The sequence below is a fragment of the Actinomycetota bacterium genome, from assembly GCA_035640355.1.
Taxonomy (GTDB): domain Bacteria; phylum Actinomycetota; class UBA4738; order UBA4738; family HRBIN12; genus CALGFI01.
In genome coordinates this window covers 1-25,941 of the sequence record DASQWI010000029.1, presented here as the reverse complement: position 1 = coordinate 25,941, position 25,941 = coordinate 1, and the positions used below count along the sequence as shown (strand labels likewise).

Here is a 25,941-nt window from a genome sequence, read left to right as displayed (position 1 = left end):
ATCAGAGCTCGCGAAGCACCTCACCCAGGTCGAGCGGGGGCCGCGGCGGAGCCGCGGCCCCCGCCGGCATCCTCCCCGCCGCGACCGTGCCGAGCGCGTGCCACTCGTCGCCGACGCCAAGCGCGGCACGCGTCTCCTGCTGACAGAACAATGTCGAGCTGATCCAGCACGACGCGTACCCCTGCGCGTGGAACGCGAGCAGCAGGTTCTGGATCGCCGCGCCGCCGGACAGCAGGAACATCTCTCGCTCGGCGCTCGAGCGCTCTTCGTCGGTGTACGGGTGCGAGCCGGCGAACCGCACGAACGGCACGACGAGCACCGGCGCCGCGCCGAGCACGGCGTCGCTCTTGGCCAGGCGACGTTCGATCGTGGTCTCCGGGGTGGCGTCGCGGCGAAGGTCCTCCCTCCACGCCTGGGCGATCGCACCGAGCAGCGTGCGCTTCGCGGCGTCCGAGGTGAGGACCGCTAGCAACCACGGCCGCGTGTGGTGCGGCGCAGGCGCCGTGCAGGCAGCTCGAACCGCTTCCTCGATCACGTCGCGCGGGACGTCGCCATGACCGAAGGAGCGGATCGTCCGGCGCGCGGAAAGTGACACGAGAGGCGATTCGCGGAACAGATCGTCCTCGCGCGGGCGAACGAGGTCTCGCCCTATGCCGAGCGGAGCATCGGCGGAGATCCCACGAACGACGGCCGCGGGAACCATCGCGTCCTTACTCATGACCAGCCCGCTCGCGGCGGCGACCTCGTCGGCGAGCGCGACGATCGTCGCTTCGAGTTCTCGCCCGTGGTGGTCCTTCGTGCCGCGGAGGTCGACGACGGCGGGCATCCCGGCGCATCCGATCGCGACGTTCACCACCCCGTGCCGCCACGGCCGTCCGAACGTGTCGGTGATCACCACGCCGAGCTCGACTCCGAGCCGGTCGCGAAGCTCCCCGCGTACCGACTCCGCCGACGCGTCGGGGTCCTCCGGCAACAGCGCGAGGAACCCGGCCTCGACGTTGGACGCGTCGACGCCCGCGTTCGCGCAGACGAACCCGTGACGCGTCTCGGCGATGACGAGCTCGCCGCGCCGCGCGACGACGCGAACCGTCTCGCGCTGCACCCACGCGTCTCGCCCGGAGCCGTCGTCGGGGACGATGCGGCCCTCCGCCTTCGACACGACTTTCTGCGTTACGGCCACGACGTCCCCGTCCTGCGCGCCGACCTCGCGAAGCGCCACGGCCAGGAGCGCCGCGAGGTCGTCGCCGGGTCGGATCTCCGGGAGGCCCTCGAGCGGAAGGACGCGCACGCTCACGTGACCAACGCGAGCGCGATCCGTGCCACCGCTTCCGCTTTGGAATCGTCCGTCATGACCGTGTCGGTCGCGGCAACGCGGACCCCGGTGCGTTCGATCCGCTCGGCGGCCCCTCGGTCGATGTCGTCGATCACCCACGCACCCAGCAGCCCTGAATAGAACTCGGCCGCGCCCGCTGCGGTGACCTCGACCCCCGCGACGGGGAGCAGTCGGTCGGCCATGCCGGCGAGGGGTCGCCCGCCCACGATCGGGCTGACGCCGGCGACGACGTCGCGTCGCGACTCGACCGCCTCTCGTATCCCCGGGACGGCGAGGATCGGGGCGATCGACGCGACGGGGTTCGACGGGCACACGAGGATCACGTCAGCTTCGCGGAGCGCCTCGAGGACCCCGCGGGCGGGGCGGGCCGACGCGGCGCCCTGGTACCGCACGGACTTCACCTCGTCCTCCGCCCGGCGCCTGACCCAGTACTCCTGGAAGTGCAGATCGACCTCCTCACCTTCGGCCACGACGGAGACGCGGGTCGTCACCGGATCGTCCGACATCGGAAGCAGGCGCATGCCGATGCCGAACCGCGACGTCACTCGTTGGGTGACCTTCGACAGGGTCGCTCCCGAGGCCAGGAGGTCGGTTCGGAACAGATGCGTCGCCAGATCGAGGTCCCCCAGATTGAACCAGGCCAGTTCCGCGTCGAACCGCGCGAGCTCCTCGTTCGTGCGGAACGTGTCGGCCCGGCGACCCCACCCTCGTTCCCGATCGAACGCGCCACCGAGCCAGTAGGTGACGGAGTCGACGTCGGGACAGATGCGAAGCCCATGCATCACGACGTCGTCACCCGTGTTGACGATGACGGTGACGTCGTGCGGCGGAACGGCTCGCGCCAGCCCGCGCAGGAACTTGCCGGCGCCGATGCCACCCGCGAGCGCTGCGACCCTCACGTTTCCTTCCCATCTACATTCGGGTCCGGCGCCACGTTCGTTTCGTTCGCTGCGCGAGCCCCGGCGCGGCACCCCATCGCGGACGAGCGTAGTACGCTCGCCGCTCTATGGGTCACCCGGAAACATCGGCGCGGTAGCGGACGTGGTTCTCGAGCGCGCGATCGCTCGCTCGATCGCCAGGGCCGGCGCCGGCAAGTCCCTCTCTCTCGACGAGACGGCCGCATTGATGGACGCGCGCGGCCCGCAGCTCGCCGAGCTGTCGGCGATCGCCGGCAGCCTCCGAGGGCTCGGTCACGGAACAACCGTGACGTACTCGCGCAAGGTGTTCATTCCGCTCACGATGCTCTGCCGCGATCACTGCCACTACTGCACGTTCGCCAAGCCGCCGGCGCGGCTCGATGCGCCGTACCTCACTCCGGAGGAGACCGTCGCGATCGCGGAGGCCGGTCGCCGACGAGGCTGCAAGGAGGCGCTGTTCACCCTGGGCGACCGTCCCGAGGACCGGTACGACGTCGCGCGCGAGTGGCTGACCGAGCGGGGGTTCCGCTCCACGCTCGAGTACGTCCGTGCGGCGGCCATCCGCGTGATCGAGGAAACAGGGCTCCTGCCGCATCTCAACCTCGGACTGATGTCGTACGAGGAGCTCGCGCGGCTGAAGCACGTGAGCGCGTCGATGGGGCTCATGCTCGAGACCTCCTCGGCGCGCTTGTCCGAACGCGGTGGCCCGCACTTCGGCTCCCCGGACAAGGTCCCGGCCGTTCGGCTGCGGACGATCGAAGACGCCGGGCGACTGGCCATCCCGTTCACCACGGGCATCCTCGTCGGGATCGGGGAGACCGCGCGCGAGCGCGCGGAGTCGCTGTTCGCGATCCGTGACCTGCACCGGCGATACGGGCACGTGCAGGAGGTCATCGTCCAGAACTTCCTGCCCAAGCCGGGTACGGCCATGCGCGACGCGGCGCCGCCGGAACAGGAGGAGTACCTGGCTGCGGTGGCGACGACGCGCATCGTGATGGGACCTCGCATGAGCGTGCAGGCACCTCCGAACCTCTCCGACGTGCACGGTCAGCGCCGCCTCCTCGCGGCCGGAATCGACGACTGGGGCGGGGTCTCTCCGCTGACGCCGGACCACGTGAACCCCGAACGGCCGTGGCCGGCGATCGACGCGCTCGCCGATCGGTGCGAGGAAGCGGGTCTGCAACTACGTGAGCGGTTGACGATCCATCCCGCCTTCGCCTCGAAGCCGGATCCCTACCTCGCCGGCAAGATGCGGGCGCCGGTCGCAGCGCTGATGGACGATCGGGGGCTGGCGATCCCCGGCAAGCGTCCCGAGCCCATGTCCTGGCAGGACCCGGACGTGCAGTGGAAGCCCAGGGCAACGGAGCTCACGTTCGACAAGGGCGCCGACGCCGGGCTTCGCGCCGACGCGAACGAGGTCTACGGCGACTTCGAAGCTTTACCTGTGTCGCGCGCGTGGCACCAGGAGCGCGTCGCGCCCGAGCGACTCGACCTGCAGATCCGCTCCGCGCTTCGCAAGGCAGCGTGTCACCAGCCCATCGACGACGGCGACGCGCTCGCGCTGTTCCGAGCCGAAGGAGGAGCGCTCGAGACACTCTGCGCCGTGGCCGACGACCTCCGACGGGAAGCGGTCGGTGACGAGATCACGTACGTGGTGAACCGGAACATCAACTTCACGAACGTGTGCTACGTGGGATGCCGTTTCTGCGCGTTCGCGCAGCGGGAGGTCGATCCGGAGAGCTACACGCTCACGCTCGAGGAGGTATCGGCTCGCGTACGCGAGGCCGTCGAGTGGGGCGCAACGGAGATCTGCATGCAGGGCGGGATCCATCCGGACCTGCCCGGCGAGTTCTACTTCGACCTGCTGGACTCCGTGAAGGGAGCGGCCCCCGACATCCACGTCCACGCCTTCAGTCCGATGGAGGTGCTCAACGGGGCAACGCGGCTCGGGATCTCGTTCGAGGAGTTCCTTCGGGAGTGCGTGGCGCACGGGCTCGGAACGATCCCCGGCACCGCCGCCGAGATCCTGGACGACGATGTGCGGTGGCTCCTGACGAAGGGGAAGCTCCCCGCCGACACGTGGGAGCAGATCGTTCGAACGGCGCACGCACTCGGGGTTCGCAGCTCGTCGACGATCATGTACGGGCACGTCGATGCACCGCCGCATTGGGTTTTCCACATTCGCCGTCTGGCCCGAATTCAGCGCGACACGGGTGGATTCACGGAATTCGTTCCGCTCCCGTTCGTTCACCAGAACGCGCCGATCTATCTCGCGGGAAAGGCTCGTCCCGGTGCGACGTTCGTCGAGAGCCGTCGGATTCACGCTATCGCCAGGATCATGCTCGACGGAGTTATCCACAACGTGCAGGTGTCGTGGGTCAAGCTCGGCGTCGAAGCGTCGCAGGTCATCCTTCGCGGCGGGGCGAACGATTTCGGCGGGACGTTGATGGAGGAAACCATCAGCCGGATGGCGGGCGCACGATGGGGGATACGCATGGAGCCGAGCGCGTTCGACGACGCCATCCGCACGATCGGCCGGATCCCTGTCGAGCGTTCGACGACGTACGAGCATCTGTGGCGCAAGCATGTCGAGGCCGGTTCACCAGCTGCCACAACGCGCGCGGCGGCGTCCGCGAACGACTGACGGCGCGTCAGCGACTGGGTTTTCCCCAAATTCGGTCAATGTGATTGACCTAGTCTGTCAACCTGATTGACCTGGCGATTTCTGCCTCAGAACCCTTGCACTCTGCGTTCTGCGCGTATTCCATTCATCTGGGGATGCATGCACGGATGCTTCGGATCTCGAGTTTTCCCCTTGTCAAGAGGGGAATGGATAGCTCAGAATCACACGCGTGTGATTCTGAGGGGAGAGAGCGGTGCATCACTACATCCCATGGCAGGAACGGGCGCGGTGCCGAGAGCACGACCCCGAGATCTTCTTCCCGGAGAAGGGAGGGTCATCGAGGGAGGCCAAGCGGATCTGCGCTGACTGTCCCGTCCGCATCGAATGCCTGAACTACGCACTTCGGCGTGACGAGCGCTACGGGGTGTGGGGCGGAATGAGCGAACGGGAACGGAGACGCCTGAAGCGCATGGCGTCCTGACCGAAGGGAAAGGAGGTGACCGATGTCACCGGCGAGAAAGCGTTCGACAGCCGCAAAGAAGGCGGCGGCGACCCGGAAGCGGAAGAGCGCGAAGCGCTCCGCCGCCGGCAAGAAGGCCGCAGCCACGAGGAAGCGCAAGACCACGACGGCGAGGAAGTCGACACGCAGGAAGAGCACGAAGCGGGTCGCCGCGGGCAAGAAGGCCGCAGCGACCAGGAAGCGCAAGACAGCGGCGGCGCGCAAGGCGACGAGCCGCAAGTCGACACGGAGAAAGAAGTCGACCGCGTCGAAGCGGACCTCCGCCCGCAAGCCCGCGGCGAGGAGGAAGACGACGCGTCGCAAGACGACCAGAAGGAAGGCCTCATAGCGGGGTCCTTCGATTGGTCAGGAAGGGGGGCGATCGCCCCCCTTCCTCGTTCTCGAGGCATCTCCGGACGGATCCGGAGCGTCGCATGCTAGGCTCCTCGAGCGCGTTTCTGCGTTCCCCATTGCCATGACGACGACGGTTGGAGCACGCCCCGCCTCATCCGACGCGACCCGAGATCCCAGCGTCCTCGTCATCCTGGTCGCTCGCGACGCCGCTCGCTGGTTGCGCCAGAGTCTTCAATCTCTCGCCGCACAGACGCATCCGCGACTGGGCGTCGTCGCCGTCGACAACGCGTCGACGGATGGAACCGCTGTGTTGCTCCAGCAGGCGCTCGGCGAGCGGCGCGTGATCAGGCTCCGCCACAACGCCGGCCTCGCGGGCGCGATCCGCTCGGCGATGGAGCTCCCCGCGGTCGGTGCTACCGACTACCTCTTGGTCATGCACGACGACACGGCGCTCGCGCCGGACGCCGTCGCCCGTATGGTCGAGGCGGCAGAGGGGATCCGCGGCGTGGAGCGTGTGGGGATCGTCGGTCCGAAGGTCGTCGACTGGGTGGACCCGCGGCTGCTGCGCGAGGTGGGTCGCTCGACCGATCGATTCGGACACCCGTACACGCCGCTGCAGGACGGCGAGCTCGACCAGGGTCAGTACGACCGCGTACTCGAGGTGCTGTTCGTCTCGAGTTGCGCCATGTTGATCTCGCGCGAGGCGTTGAAGCGCGCCGGCGCGTTCGACGAGCGCTTCGCCGGTCACCACGACGATCTCGATTTCTGCTGGCGAGCCCGACTCGCCGGATTCCGCGTGTTGATGACGCCGCTTGCGGTCGCCCTCCACCGTGGTGCGGGGGCGCGCGGCGAGCGCCCACAGGAGCACCGTCGCCGGAGCCCGCGCTACTACGCGGAACGGGCCGCGCTCGCGTCGATGCTGAAGGACTACGGCATACCGACGCTGCTGTGGCTGATGCCCGTGTACACGGTGCTTGGTCTGGCGCGGCTCGCGTATCTCGCCGTTTCACGCCGGTTCGAGGACGCGTTCGACCTCATCGCGGCCTGGGCCTGGAACATCGTGCATCTGCCGGGAACGCTGCGTCGACGGGTCCGTGCGCAATCGGTCCGCGCCGTTCGAGATCGATCGGTCCGGCGGTTCATGGCGGCGACGTTTCGCGTGCCGCGATGGTTCGAGCGCGCAGAGGAGTTCCTCGAAGAGGACTTGGAATCGATCGGCGTTGAGCCGGACGCGCCTCGGCTGCGTCGTCGACGCGCCGCCCACATCGCGCTCGGCCATCCCGTGCTCCTCGGATCGATCATCGGCGCCACGCTGCTCGCAGCCGCCGTCCGTCATCTGCTCGGACCCGAGACGATCGGCGGTGGTGCATTGCCGGTGTTCCCTGCGTCGGCTGACGCCTTCTTGCACGAACTCTTGTCGGGTGTCCGCACGACCGTGCTCGGTGGTACGCAGCCCGCGTCGCCGGCCGTCGCAGCGCTCGGCGCAGCGTCTTGGCTGTCGCTCGGGAGCACGTCGGTAGCGACGAAGGTCCTTCTCGGCGCGTTGCCGGCCGTCGCGGGCGTCCTCACGTACCGATCGTTCGCTCGACAAACGTCGTTCCCCGCCACCGCGATCGTCGCCGCGGTGGCATACGTGTTGTCGGGCACCGTTCTGTGGTCGTTTTCGGAGGGACGCATCGCGCTCCTCGTCGGCGTGGCGGCGCTTCCGGTGGTATGGGAGCGCTTCGACGGCGCGTTCGGGCGCAAACGCCCCGACCGTGCCGTCAGGTACGGCGTGGGCCTCGGCGTCGCGCTCGCGATAGCTGTGTCCTTTCTCCCCGGAGTGCTGCTCGGAGTGGGGTTGATCGCGCTCGCGCACGTCGTCACCGCCAGGCGCCCCGATCGCGGCCTCTTGCTAACGGTCCTCGGGACGGTGACTGCGGCCGTCCTCGCATTCCCGGTCGTGAGGGAGGTCGTCGGCGCGCCCGGTCCATCGCTAGCGTCGTTCGTCGGCAGCGAGGATCCGTGGAAGGTCCTCCGACTCGTTCCGGGCGAAGGACCGACGTCGTGGTTGGCGTCGGCGTTCCTGCCGATCGCTGCGGTCATCTGCTTCGCCGCCGCGGAGCGCGAGAGCCGTGGAAGATCGTGGCGCGCGATGACGGTCGCGGTTGCGGCCACTGCCCTCGCGTGGCTTTCCGCTGCCGGGTATCTCCCCGACGCCCTGACGAACGCGCCCGTCTACATGGTCACCGCAGCGTTTGCGGAGGCGGCGGTCATCGCGTACGGCGCGTCCGGTCTCGTCTCCGGTCTGGCCCGGCAGGCGTTCGGAGCGCGGCAGCTCGCGGCCGCCGGCTTCATGATCATCCTCGGTGTCGGGCTCGGCGCACAGGCGATCCAGGTGACGCTCGCCGAGTGGGCGGTACGACCGAACGGGGTTCCGCCGGCCTGGACCGTCGTCGAGTCGAGCGGCCGGAGCGAGTTCCGCATCCTGTGGATCGGCCACGCGCGAGGCGACCGCTTCCCCGCGCCGGGTGGCGATCCCATTGGAATAGCCGTCGCGGGCGACGCGAGCGTGCGTTTCTCGATCACCGACAGGATGGGCGCGAACGCGCTCGACACAGGACGTCCGTTGTCGGGCCCCGGGTACTCGTATCTGCGCTCCGTGGTCGCCGAGCTCGTCGGCGGCGAGACCGGCCACGCCGGGTCTCTTCTCGGGCCACTGGGCGTCCGGTTCGTGGTGGCGGGTGACGACGACGTGCCGGCTGCCGTTGTCGACCGGTTGAACGCCCAGGCCGATCTCGACCGCCTGCCTGCCGGTGGGCTCACCATCTATAGGAACTCGGCGGCGCTCCCTGCTGCGTTCGTCACGTCGGACCCCGCCCGGACCGCGCCGGAGTCGGCCGACCTCCTCGAGATCGCGGAGCGACCCGCCGTCGGCCACGTGCGCCGACTCCCGGCCCCCGAGACGTTCGACCCAGTGACGATCGACGCCTCCGGTGAGGCGATCGTGCTCGATCAGTTCGACTCCGCATGGCGAGCTCGGAACGACGGGGAAGAGATCGAACCGCGCCCGGCCTTCGGCTGGGCGATGGCGGCGGACGTCGGGGCCGGATCGCTCGCCTTCGACTACACGCGGCAATGGGTGCGGACCGTCGAGATGGCGGTGCTGGGGTTCCTGTGGCTCATCGCACTGTGGGTGACCAGGCGGCCGGGGTCGGCATGAGCCGAGGTCAGCTCGTCGCGGCTCTCCTCGTAGCGGCGCTCGCGGTGGGAGGCGCCGTGTTCGCCGACCGCGACGTCGGACCGAAAGGGCTCGACGCAGCTCCCGTCTCGTCCGTCGCGTCCGGCGAGTGGTTCTGCCCTCACGGCGGGGGCGAAGATTGGGAGGTCGAGCTGCAGGTCGCGAACCCCGGCGCATCGCCGGCGACGATCCGCTTGCAAACGCTCGGCGGCCGACGCCCCGACGAATCGACGACGGCCACGGTCGAGCCTGGTTCGACGCTTCGCGTCGAGGTCCCGGCCGATGCGCGCGAGCGCGCGAGCACCGTCGAGTGGTTCGGTCAGTGGGTCGCCGTTGGCTGGGTTGCACACGCCGGAGGAGACGAGGGCGGGGTCGCCGCCGAGCCGTGCGCGCCGGCCGCCGGCGGACGGTGGCTCGTCCCCGACGGGACGAGCGCGGAGGAGGAGAACCGGGATTTCGTCGTCGTGATGAACCCGTTCTCGGGCGACGCCGTCGTTTCGATCGCGTTCCTGTCCGAACGGAACGTCCCGACGAGGCACAGCGATCTCACGGACGTCGTGGTGCCGTCGCACCGGAGTCTCGCCGTCCCGATCAGCGACTACGTGCTTCGCGAGCGGACCGTGTCCGCCCTGGTCGAGGCCTCCGTGGGCCGGGTGGTCGCCGCCTCGCTCGGCGTCGTTCAGACGGGTGGCATCCGGTCGGCCATCGGCTACCTCGGCCGGCCGCCGAGTCAGCTGGTGTTCCCGGGCGGCGACGATGCCGGTCGGGCCGAGCTCGTCGTGATGAGCACAGGGCTCCAACGCGTCTCCCTCGCGGGGGAGCTGCTGGAGAAGGACGCCGACCGACCGTTCGCCGGTTTCGCCGACTCGTCGCCCCCGGGGGAGTCGGGTCGCACCTACCAGGCCACGACGACTGGTCCCACATCCGTGCTGTTCACGACGGAGAACTCCGGGATCGCCGCGGCGCGCCGAACCTTCGGCGTTGTCTCGGATCAGGCGTCGACCGGGGGCGCGCCGCCGGCGGGGTCGTGGGTGGTGTTCTCGACCGTCGACGGCTCGCCATCGCACCCGGGCCTGGTACTCGCGAACCCGGGTGAGGAGCCCGCCGAGGTCACGCTGAGCTACATGGCTCCCGCGACCGGGGCACCGGTCACCATCACGGTCCCACCGCAGCGATCCGTGGTCGCGCCGAAGGACTTCCTCGAGGCCGAACCGTCGGGAGCGGTTCTTGCCGCCTCGGAGAGTGGAACGTTCGTGCCGGCGTCTGCGTCGTATTCGCTGGGTCGCGAGGGCCTCGCGACGTACGCCGTGGCGCTGGGGATCCCGATCCCCAGCCAATGGATTCCCGCGTCATAGGCGGCTAATGACGACTTCAGCTTGTGGAATAGTCCGCCGTTGAAGCAGGTAGAAAGACGACAGCAGTCGAGCGACGCGAGGACACGTCGGATGGCGATGAGGCACAGGAGACGGTCGAGGCGAGGACTTAAGATCGCGCTCGGCTCGCTGGCGGTGCTCGGCGTCTTGGGAGGCGGCACCGCCTACGCCGCCTACCGCTACGACGCCTCGGCCGCCGACCGAATCCTCCCCGGCGTCAGCATCGGTGGCGTCGACGTGAGTGGGATGACGCGCGATGAGGCGCGGCGCGCCGTTCAGGCACAGGCGGAACCTCGTCTCACCGACGACCTCGCGGTTCACGCGGCCGGCGCCGTGTGGACGGTGACGCCGGCCGCTCTCGGTGTGCAGGCGGACGTCGACGGTGCGATCGATCGCGCTTACGCCGTCGCCGGCGACATGTCTCTCTTCTCGCGCCTCTACCACCGGATCGCCGACCATCCGGTCGACGTGGGCTTCCGGATCGAGTACGTCCAGGACGAAGGCGCCGTCGATGCGTTCGTGGAGCAGGCGTACCGCGAGGTCGCGGTGCCCGCCGTCGACGCTCGCTTTGCTCTGGAGGACGGCGAAATCGTCACGCGGCGCTCGCGCACCGGTCAGGAGATCAAGTCGGATATCGCGGTGCAGCGCATCCTCAAGGCGCTCGCGCGTCAGGTGGACGAGGTGGACATCCCCGTCCGCGAGGTGACACCCGAGGTAACGACCACCTCCCTGGGAACGACGCTCGTCGTGGACGTGTCGGCAAACACCCTCGTCGTGTACGAAGACCTCGAGGTGGTCAGGGAGTACCGGGTGGCCACGGGAACGCCGGGATATCCAACCCCGGTCGGCACGTTCGAGATCGTCAACAAGGTGGAGAACCCGACCTGGTACAACCCGGCGCCGGACACGTGGGGGGCCGACCTGCCGGCGTCCATCGGCCCAGGCCCCGGGAATCCGCTGGGCACGCGCGCGATGTACCTGAATGCCCCCGGCATCCGGATCCACGGCACGTGGGATTCATCGTCGATCGGGACGGCGGCGTCGCACGGATGCATCCGCATGAATATCGAGGACGCCGAGGAGCTGTACCCACACGTTCCCGTCGGTGCGCGCGTCCTCGTCAAGCCGTAGCGTGGTCCGGCTCCGCTGCAACGGGCGTGGCGACCGTTCGGCCTACGCTCGGGAGGTCGGCCAGGAACCCCACGCAGACCGGCCCTCACTCGCGCGACCTACGCGAGAACCTTCGGGCGGACCAGCCGAAATGAGGAGTGGGGGTCATTGTCTCCCCCCGGGTGCGATGCCGACCATATACGCATATGCCCGACAAGCCCGACAAGCTCGACAAGCTCGACAAGCTCGAGGGGACGTGTCCGATCTGCAACCAGGGCGACGTCATCACGATCACGATGAGCGTCGGCGGCAGTGACCTGTCCTTCACGACCTGCCACCTGTGCGAGGCGAAGTGGTGGTACCGCGACGGTGAGCCGGTTCCGCTCCGCTCGGTCATCGGCGGCGTGATCCCGCAGCGCCGGTAGCTCGTCGAGCGCGGCTCGAGCGGCACGGCCGCAGAACGTGGGCCGATCGGGCACTGCGCCTTCAGTAGGATGCCGGAACCGTGCCCCGATGTGACCTGCGCTCCATCTTCAAGGCGTACGACGTTCGCGGTGTCGTTCCGGACGAGCTCGACGAGGACGTCGCGCGGCGGGTGGGCGCAGCGTTCGTCGACTGGGCCGACCTGAGTTCGGTCATCGTTGGCTACGACTGCCGTCTGTCGTCGCCCTCGCTCGCCGAGGCGATCCGGGACGGGATCACGTCGCGCGGAGCCGACGTCGTCGACCTGGGGCTCGCGTCGACCGACCTGCTGTACTTCGCCTCCGGTTCCCTCGACGCCGCAGGGATCATGCTCACTGCCAGCCACAACCCGCCGCGATACAACGGCGTGAAGTTCTGCCTCGCCGGCGCGCGACCGGTCGGAGAGGAGACGGGACTCGAAGAGATCCGTGCCATCGCCCAGGGAGAGGAACGGCCGCCGGTCGCGGCGCGAGGGTCCGTGCGTCGCGCCGATCTCCTCGACGAATACGTGGAGCACGTGCTGTCGTTCATCGACGCGCCGAACGTTCGGCCATTGAACGTCGTGGTCGACACGGCGAACGGGATGGGCGGGCTCGTCGTGCCCGCCGTGTTCGCGCGTCTGCCGTTGAAGGTCACGTACCTGTTCGCCGAGCTCGATGGCACGTTTCCGAACCATCCCGCCGACCCGATCGATCCGGAGAACCAGCGCGACCTCAAACGCGAGGTGCTCGCCCGAGAGGCCGACGTCGGACTCGCGTTCGACGGAGACGCCGACCGCGTGTTCTTCGTCGACGAACGCGCCGAGGGCGTGAGCGGTTCGGACGTCACGGCGCTCGTGGCTCGCGCCGTGCTCGCGCGCGAGCCCGGCGCGAAGATCGTGCACAACCTGATCTGCTCTTGGGCCGTGGCAGAGGTGATCCGGGAGAACGGCGGAACCCCGATCCGCTCGCGCGTCGGTCATTCGTTCATTAAGCAGGTGATGGCGGAGACGGGGGCGGCGTTCGGCGGTGAGCATTCGGGCCACTACTACTTCCGTGAGAACTACCGGGCCGACTCGGGGGTCATCGCAGCGGTCGTCGTCCTTGAGCAGCTGTCGCTCGCCGGTGTTCCCCTCTCGGAGTTGCTCCGCCCGCTCCGCCGCTACTCCTCCTCGGGCGAGATCAATACCCACGTCGACGACCGATTCGGCCGGATCGAGCAGATCGCGGCCGCGTACGCGAGCGGCAGCCAGGACCGGCTGGATGGGCTGACGGTAGAGTTCGACGACTGGTGGTTCAACGTTCGACCCAGCAACACCGAACCGCTACTGCGACTGAACGTGGAGTCCAGGACGGAGGAGCTTCTGAAGGAGAAAACCGACGAGGTCCTCGCGGTGATCCGGACAGGGGGTTCGACGAGTTGAGGAAGCGATCGCCTATGAACGAGCACGGGGCCGCCGGGAGAGGAGCGACGCGATGAGAGTGGACCCGGAGCTGCTCGAGATCCTCGTGTGCCCGAACGACCGCGGCGAGGTCGACTACATCGAGGCCGAGTCGGTTCTCGTCTGCCGTTCGTGCGGCTACCGTTACCCGATCCGTGACGGCATCCCCGTGATGCTGATCGACGAGGCCGAGAAGCCCGCGTCCAAGCCGAAGCGCTCGTGACGAGCCTGGACGACTCCTCCGCCCTCTTGGCGGCTGACCCGGGGCGGATGCTCGACATCGTCTGTGCGCTCCCGTCACACTGCCGCGAGGGGTACGCCCTCGGCCTCGCGAGCGACGACCTCCCCTCCGCCGAGGGCGTGACGTCGGTCGCGGTGTGCGGGATGGGCGGTTCGGCTGTGTCGGGCGACGTGATCCGCGCGCTCTATGCGGACCGTCTGAACGTTCCGACGACCGTGGTTCGCACGCCCGAGCTGCCCGAGCACTGCGGACCGCATTCGCTCGTTCTCGCGTCGTCGTACTCCGGCAACACGTCCGAGGCGCTGTCGCTGTTCGACGAAGCAGCGCGTCGAGGATGCCGGTTGATCGCCATCACCTCGGGAGGAGAGCTTTCGCGCCGTGCGACCGAGGTCGGCGCCGGTCTCGTTCGCCTGCCGATCGGATTCATGCCTCGAGCAGCGCTGGGGTACCTGTCGCTCGGCGCGCTCGGCGCGCTGGAGTCGATCGGGCTTGTGCCGGCCGTGGCTTCGGACCTCGAGGAGACCGTAGCGGAGCTGGAGGCTGAGGTCTCACGCTGCGGCCCGGACATTCCCTCGGGGTCGAATCCCGCCAAGGCGCTGGCGATGAGGATCGGCGATCGCGTACCGGTGATCTGGGCCGCCGAGGGCATCGGCGGCGTCGCGGCGTCGAGATGGAAGACGCAGTTCAACGAGAACGCGAAGATACCGGCGTTCTGGAGCGCGGTTCCCGAACTCGACCATAACGAGGTGGTCGGGTGGTCGGACGGCCGAGGGAACCAGTTCGTCGTCGTGGCGCTTCGTCACCCTGGCGAGCATCCAGACGTCGCCGCACGGTTCCCGCTGTCGCTCGACATCGCGCGATCCTCCGGAGCGGAAGTGGAGGAGGTGCACGCGTCGGGTCGTTCCGCGCTCGCTCGTCTGTTCACCCTGGCGCTCCAGGGGGATCTCGTCTCCACCTACCACGCCCTCATGAACGGCGTGGACCCGTCGCCGATCGATGCCATCGTTCGTTTGAAGCGCGCACTCGAACCGAGTCACCGATGACCACCCTGATCGACGTTTTGCCGGCGCCGGGAGACCGCCTTGCGGAGGAGGCCGCCGGCGTCGTCCGCCAACGAACATCGCTCGTGCCGTCGGTCGCTGTGATCCTCGGATCGGGATTGGGCGGTGTGGTCGATGACATGACCGATGCGGAGTCCTTCGCCTTCTCCGATCTTCCGGGATTCCCGGCGCCGACCGTTCCGGGACACCAGGGGCGTTTATCGCTCGGCCTGTTGGACGGAGCTCCCGTTGCGGCGTTCCGCGGCCGGATCCATTTCTACGAAGGCAATGATCTGTCGACGTGCGCGCTCACGGCTCGGCTGGCGAGGATCCTCGGAGCGAGGACGATCGTGATCACCGCAGCAGTCGGCGGCATCGACCGCTCACTCGTCGCCGGTCAAGTCGCCGTGGGCGTCGATCAGATCAACATGATGGGCGCGAACCCGCTCCGTGGCTGGCGGAATCCCGACGGCTCGCCGCCGTTCATCGACATGTCGGCGGTGTTCGACCGCGAGCTCATGGAGCTCGCATTGGAACGCGCTCGCTCGCTGGGTATCGACGTTCCCCGCGGTGTCTACGTGGCGATGCCGGGGCCGACGTACGAGACGCCCGCCGAGATCGAGGCGCTGCGGCGAGCCGGGGGAACGGTCGTCGGCATGTCCGTGGTGCCGGAGTCGACCGCGGCGCGCGCGCTCGGAATGCGCGTCCTCGGGTTGTTCAGCGTCACGAACCTCGCCGGCGATGCCGGGACGCACGAGGAGGTCCTCGAGATGGCCGATCGTGCCGCGGGCACGACCAGGCGCATCATCAACGAGCTCCTGCCGCAGCTCGCCGGTCCGAGCTCGGGCACCGCGTGAACGGGTGATGAGAAAGGAACCAGTGGACTGATGGACTGCGACGTGAAGGACCTCGGACTCGCAATGAAAGGACGCGAGCGCATCGAGTGGGCCTCCGGCGAGATGCGCGTGCTCGCCTTGATCCGCGAGCGCTTCCAGAAGGAGCGACCGCTCACCGGCATCACGATCGGGGCGTGCCTGCACGTCACGACCGAGACGGCCAACCTGGTGGAGACGCTCTTCGCCGGGGGCGCCGAGGTGGCGCTCTGCGCGTCCAATCCCCTCTCGACGCAGGATGATGTCGCCGCGGCGCTGTGCGAGGAGACCGGCATCGAGGTGTACGCGATCAAGGGCGAGGACAACGAGACTTACTACCGGCACATCAACTCCGTCCTCGACACCAGGCCGAACGTGACGATGGACGACGGCGCGGATCTCGTCAGCCTTCTGCACAAGGAGCGACAGGATCAGCTCGGTGAGGTCATCGGCGGCACCGAGGAGACGACGACCGGCGTGATCAGGATGCGTGCGATGGCCGCCGACGGTGCGCTGCGGTACCCGATCGTCTCCGTCAACGACGCGAACACCAAGCACCTGTTCGACAACCGGTTCGGGACAGGCCAGTCGACGATCGACGCCATCATGCGTTCGACGAACCTGCTGCTCGCTGGTCGAACGGTCGTCGTGTGCGGCTACGGGATGTGCGGGCGTGGCGTCGCGTCGAGGGCGAAGGGTCTCGGCGCGCAGGTCGTCGTGACCGAGGTCGACCCGCTCCCAGCGCTCGAGGCGGCCATGGAGGGGTACCGCGTCATGCCGCTCAGGGAAGCGGCGCGCATCGGCGAGGTGTTCGTCACCGTGACGGGCGACACGGGAGTGATCCGGCGCGAGCACCTCGAGCTGATGCGGGACGGCGCCGTGTTGGCGAACGCCGGGCACTTCGACGTCGAGATCGACAAGTCGGCACTCGCCGAGCTGGCCGGCGGCGCCGTCCGGCGCATCCGAGACTTCGTCGACGAGTTCACGTTCGCGGACGGCCGGCGGGTCCACCTGCTCGCGGAGGGCCGGCTGGTGAACCTGGCCGCCGCCGAGGGCCACCCCGCCGCCGTCATGGACATGTCCTTCGCCAACCAGGCGCTCTCGGTCGAGTGGATCGTCAAGCGACGGGGAACACTCGATCCCCAAGTTCATCCTGTGCCGGCCGAGATCGACGCCGAGGTCTCTCGGCTGAAGCTCCAGACGATGGGGATCGAGATCGACGCGCTGACCAAGGAGCAGGAGGAGTATCTGCGGTCGTGGGAGCAGGGGACCTGACGGAACAGCTATCGGTCAGGGCGCGCTTTGAGCGGTTCCCGGCGACGCTGAAGGGCGCGTTCATCCTCCGCGGCGAGGACGCGAACCCGCACCAGGTCGTCTGGAAAGAGGCGAACGTCGTCGGGATCGGGCTGGCCGTGTCACGTCCCATGCCGATCGCCCCGGTGACGCTCGACATCGTTCCGCACCGGGACGTGTTCGTGCCGTTCGAGATGTTCGTCTCGGATCTGGAACCCGGTTGGTACACGATGCGAGCGGAGCTCGAGGTCGACGGTACGGCCGGGACGTTCGATGGGGGTCGCCATTTCGCGATCGCCTGGCCGCGTGCGAGTGTTCGCCGGGGGACGGTCAAAGTCGAACGGGCTGTCCCGGTCGGCGATGGAAAGGTGCTCGTCGAACAGGTGGAGTGCGGTGGCGACTCCGTGAAGGTGCATCTGCACGCGGACCCGCCTATGTCGCTCACGGCGAAGCTGTTCGCGAACGGTGGACGGCTCGAGGTGCTGCAGACGGAGATCGACGAGACGACCGGACGCGGCAAGGTGGTGGCGTATCCGGTGATGCGCGGTCAGTCGTCGCTCCGGGTCGAGCTTCGCACCAAGGGCAAGGGCAAACAGGGCGCGCTCGACGTCGAGCTCCCGCCGTAGCGGTCGTCGTCAAACACTTTTCGTCGGTACCGTGAAGTAGCGTCCGCGCGTGCTCGGGGCGCTCTTCGACGGTCTGTTCCCGAAACGCTGCGCGGGGTGCGGCGGCGGACCGTGGCCGTTCTGCGCCGCGTGCCGCGTTCAGATCGTCCCCCTCGGACCTCCGCGCTGTCAGCGATGTGGGGCGCCAGCGCAGGGCGGCGAGGTGCGCTCGTGTCGTCACTGCCCGCCGGAGCCGCTGCACGCCGCGCGGGCACCGTTCCTGTTCGAGGGTCCGGTGCGTCGCGCCGTCCACCGGCTGAAGTTCGCCGGCTGGCGACCGGTCGCCGACGCGCTCGGCGCGGCGATGGCGCAGGCGTGCGACCTCGACGCCGACGCGATCACGTGGGTACCGCTTTCACGGGGGAGGAAGGCGACACGAGGATTCGACCAGGCGAGCGCCCTCGCGCACGCCGTCGGCCCGAAGATCGGGCTCGTCGTCGTGCCGCTGCTCGGCCGCGCGGCCGAGGCCGGACCGCAGGCTCGACGTCGCGGCGAAGAGCGCCGGAGCGCGATGCGCGGATCGTTCGCCGCTCTCGCCGTTCCGCCCTCACGCGTCGTGCTCGTCGACGACGTGTTGACGACAGGCGCCACGGCGGCCGCGTGCGCCGACGCGCTCGTGCGCGCCGGTGCCTCAGAGGTCTCCGTGCTCACCGCGGCGCGGGCGATATCGGACCGCCCATTCAAGGATGGCGAGACGTTTGTGAGGTCCACGACACAGGATCGCCACCTATACTCGGGCCCGGGCTCGCGTCCGGGTCTGTGGTTGACCGGGGAACGTCTCTCCGGAAGTCGAAGCCAGCCGCGGGCGAAGCGACCCACGTAAGCCGACCGTTGGTCGGTGAGCACGGCGCGGTTTAGACGTAAGTCCTGCCCCGGTGGGGGTGACCCTGCCGGGAGAGGGTGCGAAGCCGGCCCGTGGCCGGCGATCACTCCCGCAGGCGGGTGTGGGGCCAAAGACCAGGTCAGCCGGACGCGAGCCCGCCTTCCCTCGCTTTCGGCTCTCGTGGAGAATGGACCGACCGATGGACCTGCGGCTCCAGACGCGCGGCGGACGGATCGGCGATCGGTTGCGACGGATCGCCGCACACAAGCTCTCCGGGCTCGAGCGGATGGAACCGGCGCTCGTCCGGGTGGAGATCGAGGTGATCTCGCAGAAGAACTCCCAACGCGTCGAGGCCGTCGCGGCCACGGCGCGGAAGACGTACCGAGCCCACGCGGATGCCCGCGAGGTCGAATCCGCGCTCGACGTCGTCGTCGACAAGCTCGAGCGCCAGGTCCGAGACCACCACAAGAAGCGCCGGGCTCGGCTGATCGCGGGAGCGGGACGCGTAAAATCCGCCCAATCGAGCGGTGAAGAAAGGGATCGCGCGACACGGGCGCGCGACGGAGACGAGACAGCGTGAGCCAGCGAGCCGACGAATCCGACCGACTGCGCGTCTTGGTCTGCGATGACCACGCGCTGTTCCGTCGGGGTCTCCAGATGGTGCTCGACCAGGAGGCGGACCTCGAGCTCGTCGGCGAGGCGTCCGATGGCGTCGAGGTCGTCGAGAAGGCGCAGGAGCTGATGCCGGACGTCATCCTGATGGACGTTCGCATGCCCAAGCGCTCGGGGATCGAAGCGGCCACCGCGATCAAGGACGTGCTTCCGCACGTGAAGATCCTGATGCTCACGATCTCCGACGCGGAAGCGGACCTGTACGAGGCGATCAAAGCGGGCGCCTCGGGGTATCTGCTGAAGGAGATCCCCATCGATGAGGTCGCCGACGCGATCCGGTCGGTGTGGGCGGGCCAGTCGCGCATCAGCCCGTCGATGGCGAGCAAGCTGCTCACGGAGTTCGCGGCCATCAGCAAGGCGTCGGAGGAGAAGCCGCAAGTGCCGACGCCGAGGCTCACCGACCGCGAGATGGAGGTCCTCCGCCTCGTCGCGCAGGGGATGAACAACCGCGACATCGCCAAGACGCTGTTCATCTCCGAGAACACGGTGAAGAACCATATCCGCAACATCCTGGAGAAGCTGCACCTTCATTCGCGCATGGAAGCGGTCGTCTACGCCGTCCGCGAGAAGATGATCGAGATCAGTTGACCGTCTCGGCGGGTGGCCGCGGAGGCGGCCCGGTGGTGACGAACGAGACGCTTCCCGTCGACCAACGACGGCGCCTCGTCAGTCGCAACACCGTGCTTCTGGCGACGTCGCAAGGCCTGGCGACCATGACGTTTCCCGTCTTGCTGATCGTTGGCAGCGTGGCGGCCGTCGACATCAGCGGGCGGGACAGCGCCGTCGGCGTGATCAACGGCTCCTACTTCATTGCCGCCGCAGCCGGTGCCGTGCTGTTCGGCCGATGGATGGACCGGACCGGACGACGGCCGGGGCTCGCGGCGAGCTACTTGTTGCTGGCGACGGCCGGCGGTGTATGTGCGTTCGCCATCGCGCAGGGGTGGGTCCTGCTGCTCTTGGCGGGGACGGTGTTGTTCGGGTTCGCGTTCGGCGGCTCGAACCTGGCACGCGGCGCGGTCGCCGACATGTACGAGCCCTCGCAGCGCGGTCGCGCCGTCGGCATCGTGCTCGCCGTCGGGACGATCGGCGCCGTCGGGAGCCCATTCCTCATCGCGTTCCTCCGCGGCTGGGCCGGGCGCGAGGCGATCGACGCCGACGTGCTCCCGTGGATCGTCGTTCCCGTCACGGCGATCACGGCGTTCGCCTGCGCGCTCTCACTTCGTCCCGATCCGCGCGACCTTGCGGTGCGCGTCGAGGTCGGCGCGGATACCGGGGCGCGGACCCCTCGGCAGCTCCTCCGAATAGGGCAGTTCAGAACGGCGGTCATCGCCGCCGCGGTTGGGCAGATGGCGATGGTCGCGGTGATGGGGGTCACGCCTGTCGCGCTCCATCACCACGACACGAGCGCGACCGTCGTATCGACCGTCATCAGCCTGCACATCGCGGGGATGTGGGTCTTCTCGCCGGTCATCGGGGCCGCGCTCGATCGGTTCGGACGCCGGCCCGGACTGATCGCCGGCGGTGCGACGAGCGTCGTGGGCGCGCTGTTCGCGGCAACCGATGCCGGTCCCGGTCTCGTTGCTGTCGGTCTGTTCGCGATCGGGCTCGGTTGGTCGGCGACGTTCCTCGGCGCGACCGCCGTGATCAGCGATCTGACCCAGCCGAACGAACGCGCGAGCGCGCTCGGCTTCACCGACCTGCTCGTCAGCTTGAGCTCCGCAGTCGCGGGTTTCGCTGGCGGGTTCGTGTTCGAGGGCGCGGGGTTCCGCATCCTCGGCCTTGGCGTGGCCAGCGTCGTGTTGCTCGTCGTGCTCGCCGTCGCTCGTCGGCGTGAACCAGTACCCGTGCGCGTCGTCAGCGCTCCCAGCCGGGGCGATCGCGGGGCTCGGGTACCATAGGAAACCGCTACATACACACGCTCACGCGGCCGCTCTGAGCCCGTACGAGGTGGTTGTTTTTGGTCATCCAGAAGATCGGCACCCTCGGTGAAGGCCGCAAGCTGAAGCGTCTCGAGGACGTCGTCGCCCTCGTCAACACGTTCGAGCCCGAGGTCGAGGAACTTTCTGAGGAACAGCTGCGCGAGAAGTCGGCGGAGTTCCGCAGGCGCCTCGCCGACGGTCAGACCCTCGACGACATCCTTCCCGAGGCGTTCGCCACCGTTCGCGAAGCTGCTCGGCGGACGATCGGGCAGCGCCACTTCGACGTGCAGGTCCTCGGGGCCGTTGTGCTCCATCAGGGCAAGATCGCCGAGATGAAGACCGGTGAGGGGAAAACCCTCACCTCGACGATGCCCGCCTACCTGAACGCGCTCTCCGAACGCGGCGTCCACGTCGTCACCGTCAACGACTACCTGGCCAAGCGCGACTCGGAGTGGATGGGCGGCGTCTACCGCGCACTCGGTGTCTCGGTGGGCTTGATCCAAGCGCAGATGAGTCCATCGGACCGCCGTCCCGCTTACGACTCCGACATCACCTACGGCACCAACAACGAGTTCGGGTTCGACTATCTGCGCGACAACATGGCGATGCGCGCCGAGGACATGGTGCAACAGCGCGGGCACTCCTTCGGCATCGTGGACGAGGTGGACTCGATCCTGATCGACGAGGCGCGCACGCCGCTCATCATCAGCGGCATGGTGGCGGATTCGGCGAAGTGGTACCAAACGTTCGCCCGCCTCGCGCCTCGCCTCCGCCGTGACGAGGACTACGAGATCGACGAGGCCAAGCGGACCGTCGCCGTCACCGAGTCGGGCGTGAACAAGGTCGAGGAGGCGCTCGGGCTCGACAACCTGTACGAGCACGTGCACACGCCGCTCGTGCATCACCTCCAGAACGCGCTCCGCGCGAAGGAGCTCTACAAGCGCGACGTCGACTACATCGTAACGAGCGGCGAGGTGAAGATCGTCGACGAGTTCACCGGCCGTGTCTTGGAGGGCCGTCGGTATTCGGAGGGACTACACCAGTCGATCGAGGCCAAGGAGAGCGTCCGGATCAAGGAGGAGAACCAGACGCTCGCCACGATCACGATCCAGAACTACTTCAAGATGTACGAGAAGCTCGCCGGCATGACCGGTACGGCAAAGACGCAGCTGGCCGAGTTCCAGTCGGTGTACGAGCTCGACGTGATCGAGATTCCCACGAACAAGCAGATGATCCGTTCCGACCAGCAGGACCTGATCTACAAGAACGAGGACGAGAAGTGGAATGCGGTGACCGAAGATATCGTCGGCCGTCAGGAGCGGGGACAGCCGGTCCTGGTCGGCACGGTGTCGATCGAGAAGTCGGAGAAGCTCTCCGGCTACCTGAACCGTCGCGGCATCTCACACAACGTCCTGAACGCGAAGAACCACGAGAAGGAGGCGATGATCGTCGCGCAGGCGGGCCGAATCGGCTCCGTGACGGTGGCGACGAACATGGCCGGCCGAGGCGTCGACATCTTGCTCGGCGGCAACCCGGAGTACCTGGCGCGGCAGGAGATGGCCGCACGCGAGTTCGACAACGACCGCTTCCTGCTGTTCGAGATGGACGAGGAGGAGCGGGCCGAGTACGAGGCGGAGTACGAGCCGATCTTCCGGAAGTTCAAACAGCAAACCGACGCGGAGCACGAGGAGGTCGTGGAGCTGGGCGGGCTGTACGTCCTCGGCACCGAACGGCATGAGTCGCGACGCATCGACAACCAGCTCCGCGGGCGCTCGGGTCGTCAGGGCGATCCCGGCGAGTCGTTGTTCTACCTCTCGCTGCAGGACGACCTGATGCGGATGTTCGCGTCGGACCGGATCGCGTCGATCATGAACCGGCTGAAGTGGCCGGACGACGAGCCCATCACGGCGAAGATGGTGACGAAGGCCGTCGAGAACGCCCAGGGGCAGATCGAGGAGCTGAACTTCGAGCGCCGCAAGAACGTCCTGAAGTACGACGACGTGATGAACACACAGCGGCAGGTGATCTACACCGAACGCCAGAAGATCCTGCAGGGCGAGGACTTCAAGGACGAGGCGCTGAACATGGTTCGCGACGTCGTCTCTGCGACGGTGCGGAGGCTTGCGCCAGAGGAGATCTTCAACGAGGAATGGGACCTCGACATGATCCTGGCCGGGATCGCCGAGGTGTACCCGACCAGGATCACACGCCCCGAGCTCGAAGATACGGTCACGACGAAGGAGCTCGAGGACCGCGCCGTGGAGGACGCCATCGGGCTGTACGAGGACAAGGAGCGCTCGCTCGGCTCACAGGTCATGCGGCAGCTCGAGCGCCTCGTACTGCTGAACATCACCGATACGCGCTGGCGTGAGCATCTGTACGAGATGGACTACCTCCAAGAGGGGATCCACCTCCGCGCCTACGGCCAGAAGGATCCGCTCACGGAGTACCGTCGCGAGGCGTACGCGATGTTCGAGGAGCTCACCGACTCCATCAAGGACGGGTTCGTTCGGTACATCTATCGCGTCGAACTCGTTCGGGAGGACGAGCCCGGACGGCCGAGGCCGCAGCGGGTGCAGGCGGTTCACGGGGATCAGGAACAGCAGGTGAACGCGGGGAACGCCGCGCAGGCCCGTTCGGACAAGGTGCCGCGGAACGCACCGTGTCCATGTGGGAGCGGCAAGAAGTACAAGAAGTGCCACGGCGCGGTCGCGTAGGCGCGGCGGGGACGCCTCAACGTGAAGGGGCCGGCCGAAGCTTTGCTCCGACCGGCCCTGTCGTCCCCGCGAGCGAGGGACCTTATCGGTACTTCCAGCAGACCACGCAGGGCTCGCCGTTCACCAAGATCTCGTCGCCGGAACCCTCCTGGTACGAGCCCAGCATGGCGTTCCGCGCCTCGACGATCTCGACGGCGATCGGCGCGTGTAGGTACGAGCCCAGCATGGCGTTGCGTGCCTCGGTGACCCGGACGGCGGTCGACGGAGCGGCAGCGGTCAGGTCGAGGCCGAGCTGCTTGGCCCGCACCGCGATCGCCTGGGTCGCCGACGAGAACGAGATGACGGTGCCCAGCTCCGACGGCGTGTTGACGGTCGAGGTGATGTCGCCGACGCGAGAGATGACGCTCGCGCGACCGAACGGACGGACGACCGGTGCGGCCGCCGCTTCGATGAAGCCGCCCCGGAGCTCGGTCGGCGTGTTTGCCGCCGTACCCGAAACGGTCGTCGGGGAGCTCGCGGCCTCCTCGCGCGGCTCCGTCGTGGTGAGCGCGTAGACCGCGATCGTCGCGGCGGCGAACAGCGCCACCACGGCCCACACGAGCGGCGCACCGATGTGAACCTTCGGCTGCAGTGTCCCGGCGCTGGTGCTCATCGACTCCTCCTTCCGAACGGCCGCCCCCTCGGCGGCAACGGGGCGACGGTACGTCCGCCGGCGTGTCCCTTTCGGTGCCCGCTCGCACGGACCCGCGGTGACGTGTGACACGCCTCCGCCGTCGCGGAGAGCCACCGGCTTGGTTCCAGTAGCCCGCTCCCGGCTCCGTCGCGCGGAGTACGACACGTCACTCCGGTCTGGTGACGCGCGACACCGCTCGATCCACGGGGCCTCCCTAGGTTCGTGCGCAAGGAGGTGGAGCAAATGATGGGAAGTGATCTCGTTGCGCGGCAGCGGATCTCACAGCTCCTGAGCGAGGCCGAGGCGGAGCGCCTGGCCCGCCCGCTGGTCGAGGCCCGACGACGCGCGCGTCGCGAGCGCGTTTCCGCCCGCGCCGCCGCGATCAGGGCCGCGTTCTCCAGGCGAAGGAGCCGGTCGGCCGAACCCGTCGTCGAGGCGTAGCTCAGCGGCGTTGGTCTTTAGGCCGCCGGGCGTCGGTACGATTGAGCAGTGACCGACAACTCGGACCGACTGGACGACCTGGCCAAGCGCATCGCCGCCGCGAAGGAGTTCCTTTGACGTCGACGGCAAACGCGCGCAGGTCGCCGAGCTCGAACGGCAGACGTCCGATCCGTCGCTCTGGGACGACCCGGCTCGAGCACAGCAGCTGACCACGCGGCTGTCCCGCGTCCGCGCCGAGCTCGATCGCTATGACGATCTCGTGAGCCGCCTCGGCGACGCGCGGGCTATGGACGAGCTGCTCGCGTCGGAGAGCGACGCCGAGATGGCCATGGATCTCGGACGGGCCGTCGACGGGCTCTCCGTCGACGTCGAACGACTCGAGCTCGCGACGCTCCTCGCCGGCGAGTACGACCAGAACGATGCCGTCGCGACGATCCACGCCGGCGCCGGTGGCACCGAATCCCAGGACTGGGCGGAGATGCTGCTCCGCATGTACCTGCGGTGGGCCGAGCGCGAGAGGTTGGACGTCGAGGTCGACGAGCTCCTCCCCGGCGACGAGGCCGGGATCAAGCGGGCGACGTTCATCGTCCACGGCCCCAACGCCTACGGGCTCCTCTCGGCCGAGCGCGGGGTGCATCGGTTGGTTCGGATCAGCCCGTTCGACGCACAGAAGCGCCGGCACACCTCGTTCGCCAATCTCGACGTGATCCCGTTGCTCGAGGAGGCCGACGACGACATCGAGATCGACCCCAAGGACCTGCGGATCGACGTGTACCGCTCGACGGGGCCGGGAGGCCAGTCGGTGAACACGACCGACTCGGCGGTCCGCATCACGCACCTGCCGACGGGGATGCAGGCGGCCTATCAGAACGAGCGCTCGCAGCTGCAGAACCGTGCGGGCGCGATGCGGATCTTGAAGGCGCGACTAGCCGAACGGATGCGGGAGGAACAGGCGGAGCGAATAGAGAACCTCCGTGGCGAACGGAAGGGGATCGACTTCGGCTCGCAGGTCCGCTCCTACGTGCTGGCGCCGTACCGGCTGGTCAAGGACCACCGCACGAACGTTGAGATCGGTGACGTGGACCGCGTTCTGGACGGCGACATCGAGGAGCTGATCGAGGCCGAGCTCAGGAGACGCGCGGAAGGCGCGGCGTAGCCGTTCGTCGCTCCCGAACCGCGACAGCGGCGACCGCGATCGCGAACGCTCCCCACACGACCGCGGACGCGGCGATGCCGCGTCCGACGACCGGCTCGGCGTACGAGAGGCGGATCCC

Annotated in this window: 22 protein-coding genes and 1 pseudogene; 20 read left to right on the top strand and 3 right to left on the bottom strand. The window is 68.3% G+C overall.

Annotated features, from left to right (window positions below; genetic code table 11):
- Position 1: 1 nt before the first annotated feature.
- Together VFA08_13990 and cofD are read right to left on the bottom strand one after the other, a co-directional pair.
- Positions 2-1,294 (bottom strand): coenzyme F420-0:L-glutamate ligase, encoded by a 1,293-nt coding sequence (locus VFA08_13990; GenBank protein HYZ14698.1) that lies wholly within the window; start codon positions 1,292-1,294, stop codon positions 2-4.
- Positions 1,291-2,232 carry a 2-phospho-L-lactate transferase gene (gene cofD / locus VFA08_13985; protein ID HYZ14697.1) on the bottom strand — a complete coding sequence of 314 codons (942 nt, stop codon included), beginning with the start codon at positions 2,230-2,232 and terminating at the stop codon, positions 1,291-1,293. The genes VFA08_13990 and cofD overlap by 4 nt, the downstream gene beginning before the upstream one ends.
- Before the next feature lie 142 nt (positions 2,233-2,374).
- Here cofD and VFA08_13980 point away from each other — a divergent pair, with 142 nt between their 5' ends.
- From VFA08_13980 to secA, 18 genes and pseudogenes are all read left to right on the top strand, one after another.
- Positions 2,375-4,894 carry a bifunctional FO biosynthesis protein CofGH gene (locus tag VFA08_13980; protein HYZ14696.1) on the top strand — a complete coding sequence of 840 codons (2,520 nt, stop codon included), beginning with the start codon at positions 2,375-2,377 and terminating at the stop codon, positions 4,892-4,894.
- Positions 4,895-5,138: 244 nt separating this feature from the next.
- Positions 5,139-5,354: pseudogene (locus VFA08_13975) on the top strand (WhiB family transcriptional regulator).
- Positions 5,355-5,369: 15 nt separating this feature from the next.
- Positions 5,370-5,813 carry a hypothetical protein gene (locus VFA08_13970; GenBank protein HYZ14695.1) on the top strand — a complete coding sequence of 148 codons (444 nt, stop codon included), beginning with the start codon at positions 5,370-5,372 and terminating at the stop codon, positions 5,811-5,813.
- A 34-nt stretch (positions 5,814-5,847) separates the two neighbouring features.
- Positions 5,848-8,928, top strand: a complete 3,081-nt coding sequence (locus VFA08_13965; GenBank protein HYZ14694.1) for a glycosyltransferase family 2 protein — start codon at positions 5,848-5,850, stop codon at positions 8,926-8,928.
- On the top strand, positions 8,883-10,301 hold the full coding sequence (locus VFA08_13960) for a DUF5719 family protein (GenBank protein ID HYZ14693.1): 1,419 nt from the start codon (positions 8,883-8,885) through the stop codon (positions 10,299-10,301). Before VFA08_13965 ends, VFA08_13960 begins: the two co-directional genes overlap by 46 nt.
- Before the next feature lie 90 nt (positions 10,302-10,391).
- The gene (locus tag VFA08_13955; protein HYZ14692.1) at positions 10,392-11,450 is read left to right on the top strand and encodes a L,D-transpeptidase/peptidoglycan binding protein; all 1,059 of its coding nucleotides are present in this window, start codon (positions 10,392-10,394) and stop codon (positions 11,448-11,450) included.
- 185 nt (positions 11,451-11,635) lie between these two features.
- Positions 11,636-11,854: a hypothetical protein gene (locus VFA08_13950; GenBank protein ID HYZ14691.1), complete on the top strand. Its 219-nt coding sequence runs from the start codon at positions 11,636-11,638 to the stop codon at positions 11,852-11,854.
- An 80-nt stretch (positions 11,855-11,934) separates the two neighbouring features.
- Positions 11,935-13,293 (top strand): phosphomannomutase/phosphoglucomutase, encoded by a 1,359-nt coding sequence (gene manB / locus VFA08_13945; protein HYZ14690.1) that lies wholly within the window; start codon positions 11,935-11,937, stop codon positions 13,291-13,293.
- Positions 13,294-13,345: 52 nt separating this feature from the next.
- Complete coding sequence (locus tag VFA08_13940) at positions 13,346-13,534, top strand: Trm112 family protein (GenBank protein HYZ14689.1); 189 nt, start codon at positions 13,346-13,348, stop codon at positions 13,532-13,534.
- Positions 13,531-14,595, top strand: a complete 1,065-nt coding sequence (locus VFA08_13935) for a bifunctional phosphoglucose/phosphomannose isomerase (GenBank protein ID HYZ14688.1) — start codon at positions 13,531-13,533, stop codon at positions 14,593-14,595. The genes VFA08_13940 and VFA08_13935 overlap by 4 nt, the downstream gene beginning before the upstream one ends.
- A complete protein-coding gene (locus VFA08_13930; GenBank protein HYZ14687.1) occupies positions 14,592-15,449 on the top strand; it encodes a purine-nucleoside phosphorylase in 858 nt (285 codons plus the stop codon). Before VFA08_13935 ends, VFA08_13930 begins: the two co-directional genes overlap by 4 nt.
- A gap of 30 nt (positions 15,450-15,479) precedes the next feature.
- The gene (ahcY, locus tag VFA08_13925; protein ID HYZ14686.1) at positions 15,480-16,739 is read left to right on the top strand and encodes an adenosylhomocysteinase; all 1,260 of its coding nucleotides are present in this window, start codon (positions 15,480-15,482) and stop codon (positions 16,737-16,739) included.
- Complete coding sequence (locus tag VFA08_13920; protein HYZ14685.1) at positions 16,721-17,383, top strand: hypothetical protein; 663 nt, start codon at positions 16,721-16,723, stop codon at positions 17,381-17,383. Before ahcY ends, VFA08_13920 begins: the two co-directional genes overlap by 19 nt.
- A gap of 49 nt (positions 17,384-17,432) precedes the next feature.
- On the top strand, positions 17,433-18,245 hold the full coding sequence (locus VFA08_13915) for a double zinc ribbon domain-containing protein (GenBank protein HYZ14684.1): 813 nt from the start codon (positions 17,433-17,435) through the stop codon (positions 18,243-18,245).
- A gap of 199 nt (positions 18,246-18,444) precedes the next feature.
- Positions 18,445-18,825: a ribosome-associated translation inhibitor RaiA gene (raiA, locus tag VFA08_13910; protein HYZ14683.1), complete on the top strand. Its 381-nt coding sequence runs from the start codon at positions 18,445-18,447 to the stop codon at positions 18,823-18,825.
- Complete coding sequence (locus VFA08_13905; GenBank protein HYZ14682.1) at positions 18,822-19,505, top strand: response regulator transcription factor; 684 nt, start codon at positions 18,822-18,824, stop codon at positions 19,503-19,505. The genes raiA and VFA08_13905 overlap by 4 nt, the downstream gene beginning before the upstream one ends.
- Positions 19,502-20,815, top strand: coding sequence for an MFS transporter (locus tag VFA08_13900; GenBank protein HYZ14681.1), 1,314 nt, complete (start codon positions 19,502-19,504; stop codon positions 20,813-20,815). Before VFA08_13905 ends, VFA08_13900 begins: the two co-directional genes overlap by 4 nt.
- Before the next feature lie 53 nt (positions 20,816-20,868).
- Positions 20,869-23,553, top strand: a complete 2,685-nt coding sequence (gene secA / locus VFA08_13895) for a preprotein translocase subunit SecA (protein HYZ14680.1) — start codon at positions 20,869-20,871, stop codon at positions 23,551-23,553.
- An 82-nt stretch (positions 23,554-23,635) separates the two neighbouring features.
- Here the strand turns inward: secA and VFA08_13890 are convergent, their stop codons facing one another.
- The gene (locus tag VFA08_13890; GenBank protein ID HYZ14679.1) at positions 23,636-24,205 is read right to left on the bottom strand and encodes a hypothetical protein; all 570 of its coding nucleotides are present in this window, start codon (positions 24,203-24,205) and stop codon (positions 23,636-23,638) included.
- Between the two features lie 243 nt (positions 24,206-24,448).
- On the opposite strand from VFA08_13890, the gene VFA08_13885 reads away from it, so the two are divergent.
- On the top strand, positions 24,449-24,667 hold the full coding sequence (locus VFA08_13885) for a hypothetical protein (protein HYZ14678.1): 219 nt from the start codon (positions 24,449-24,451) through the stop codon (positions 24,665-24,667).
- Positions 24,668-24,715: 48 nt separating this feature from the next.
- Positions 24,716-25,823 (top strand): peptide chain release factor 2 gene (gene prfB, locus VFA08_13880; protein ID HYZ14677.1). Its coding sequence is split into 2 segments (ribosomal slippage): positions 24,716-24,778 and positions 24,780-25,823, totalling 1,107 coding nucleotides; the frame shifts between segments, so codons are not numbered across the junction.
- Positions 25,824-25,941: the final 118 nt, after the last annotated feature.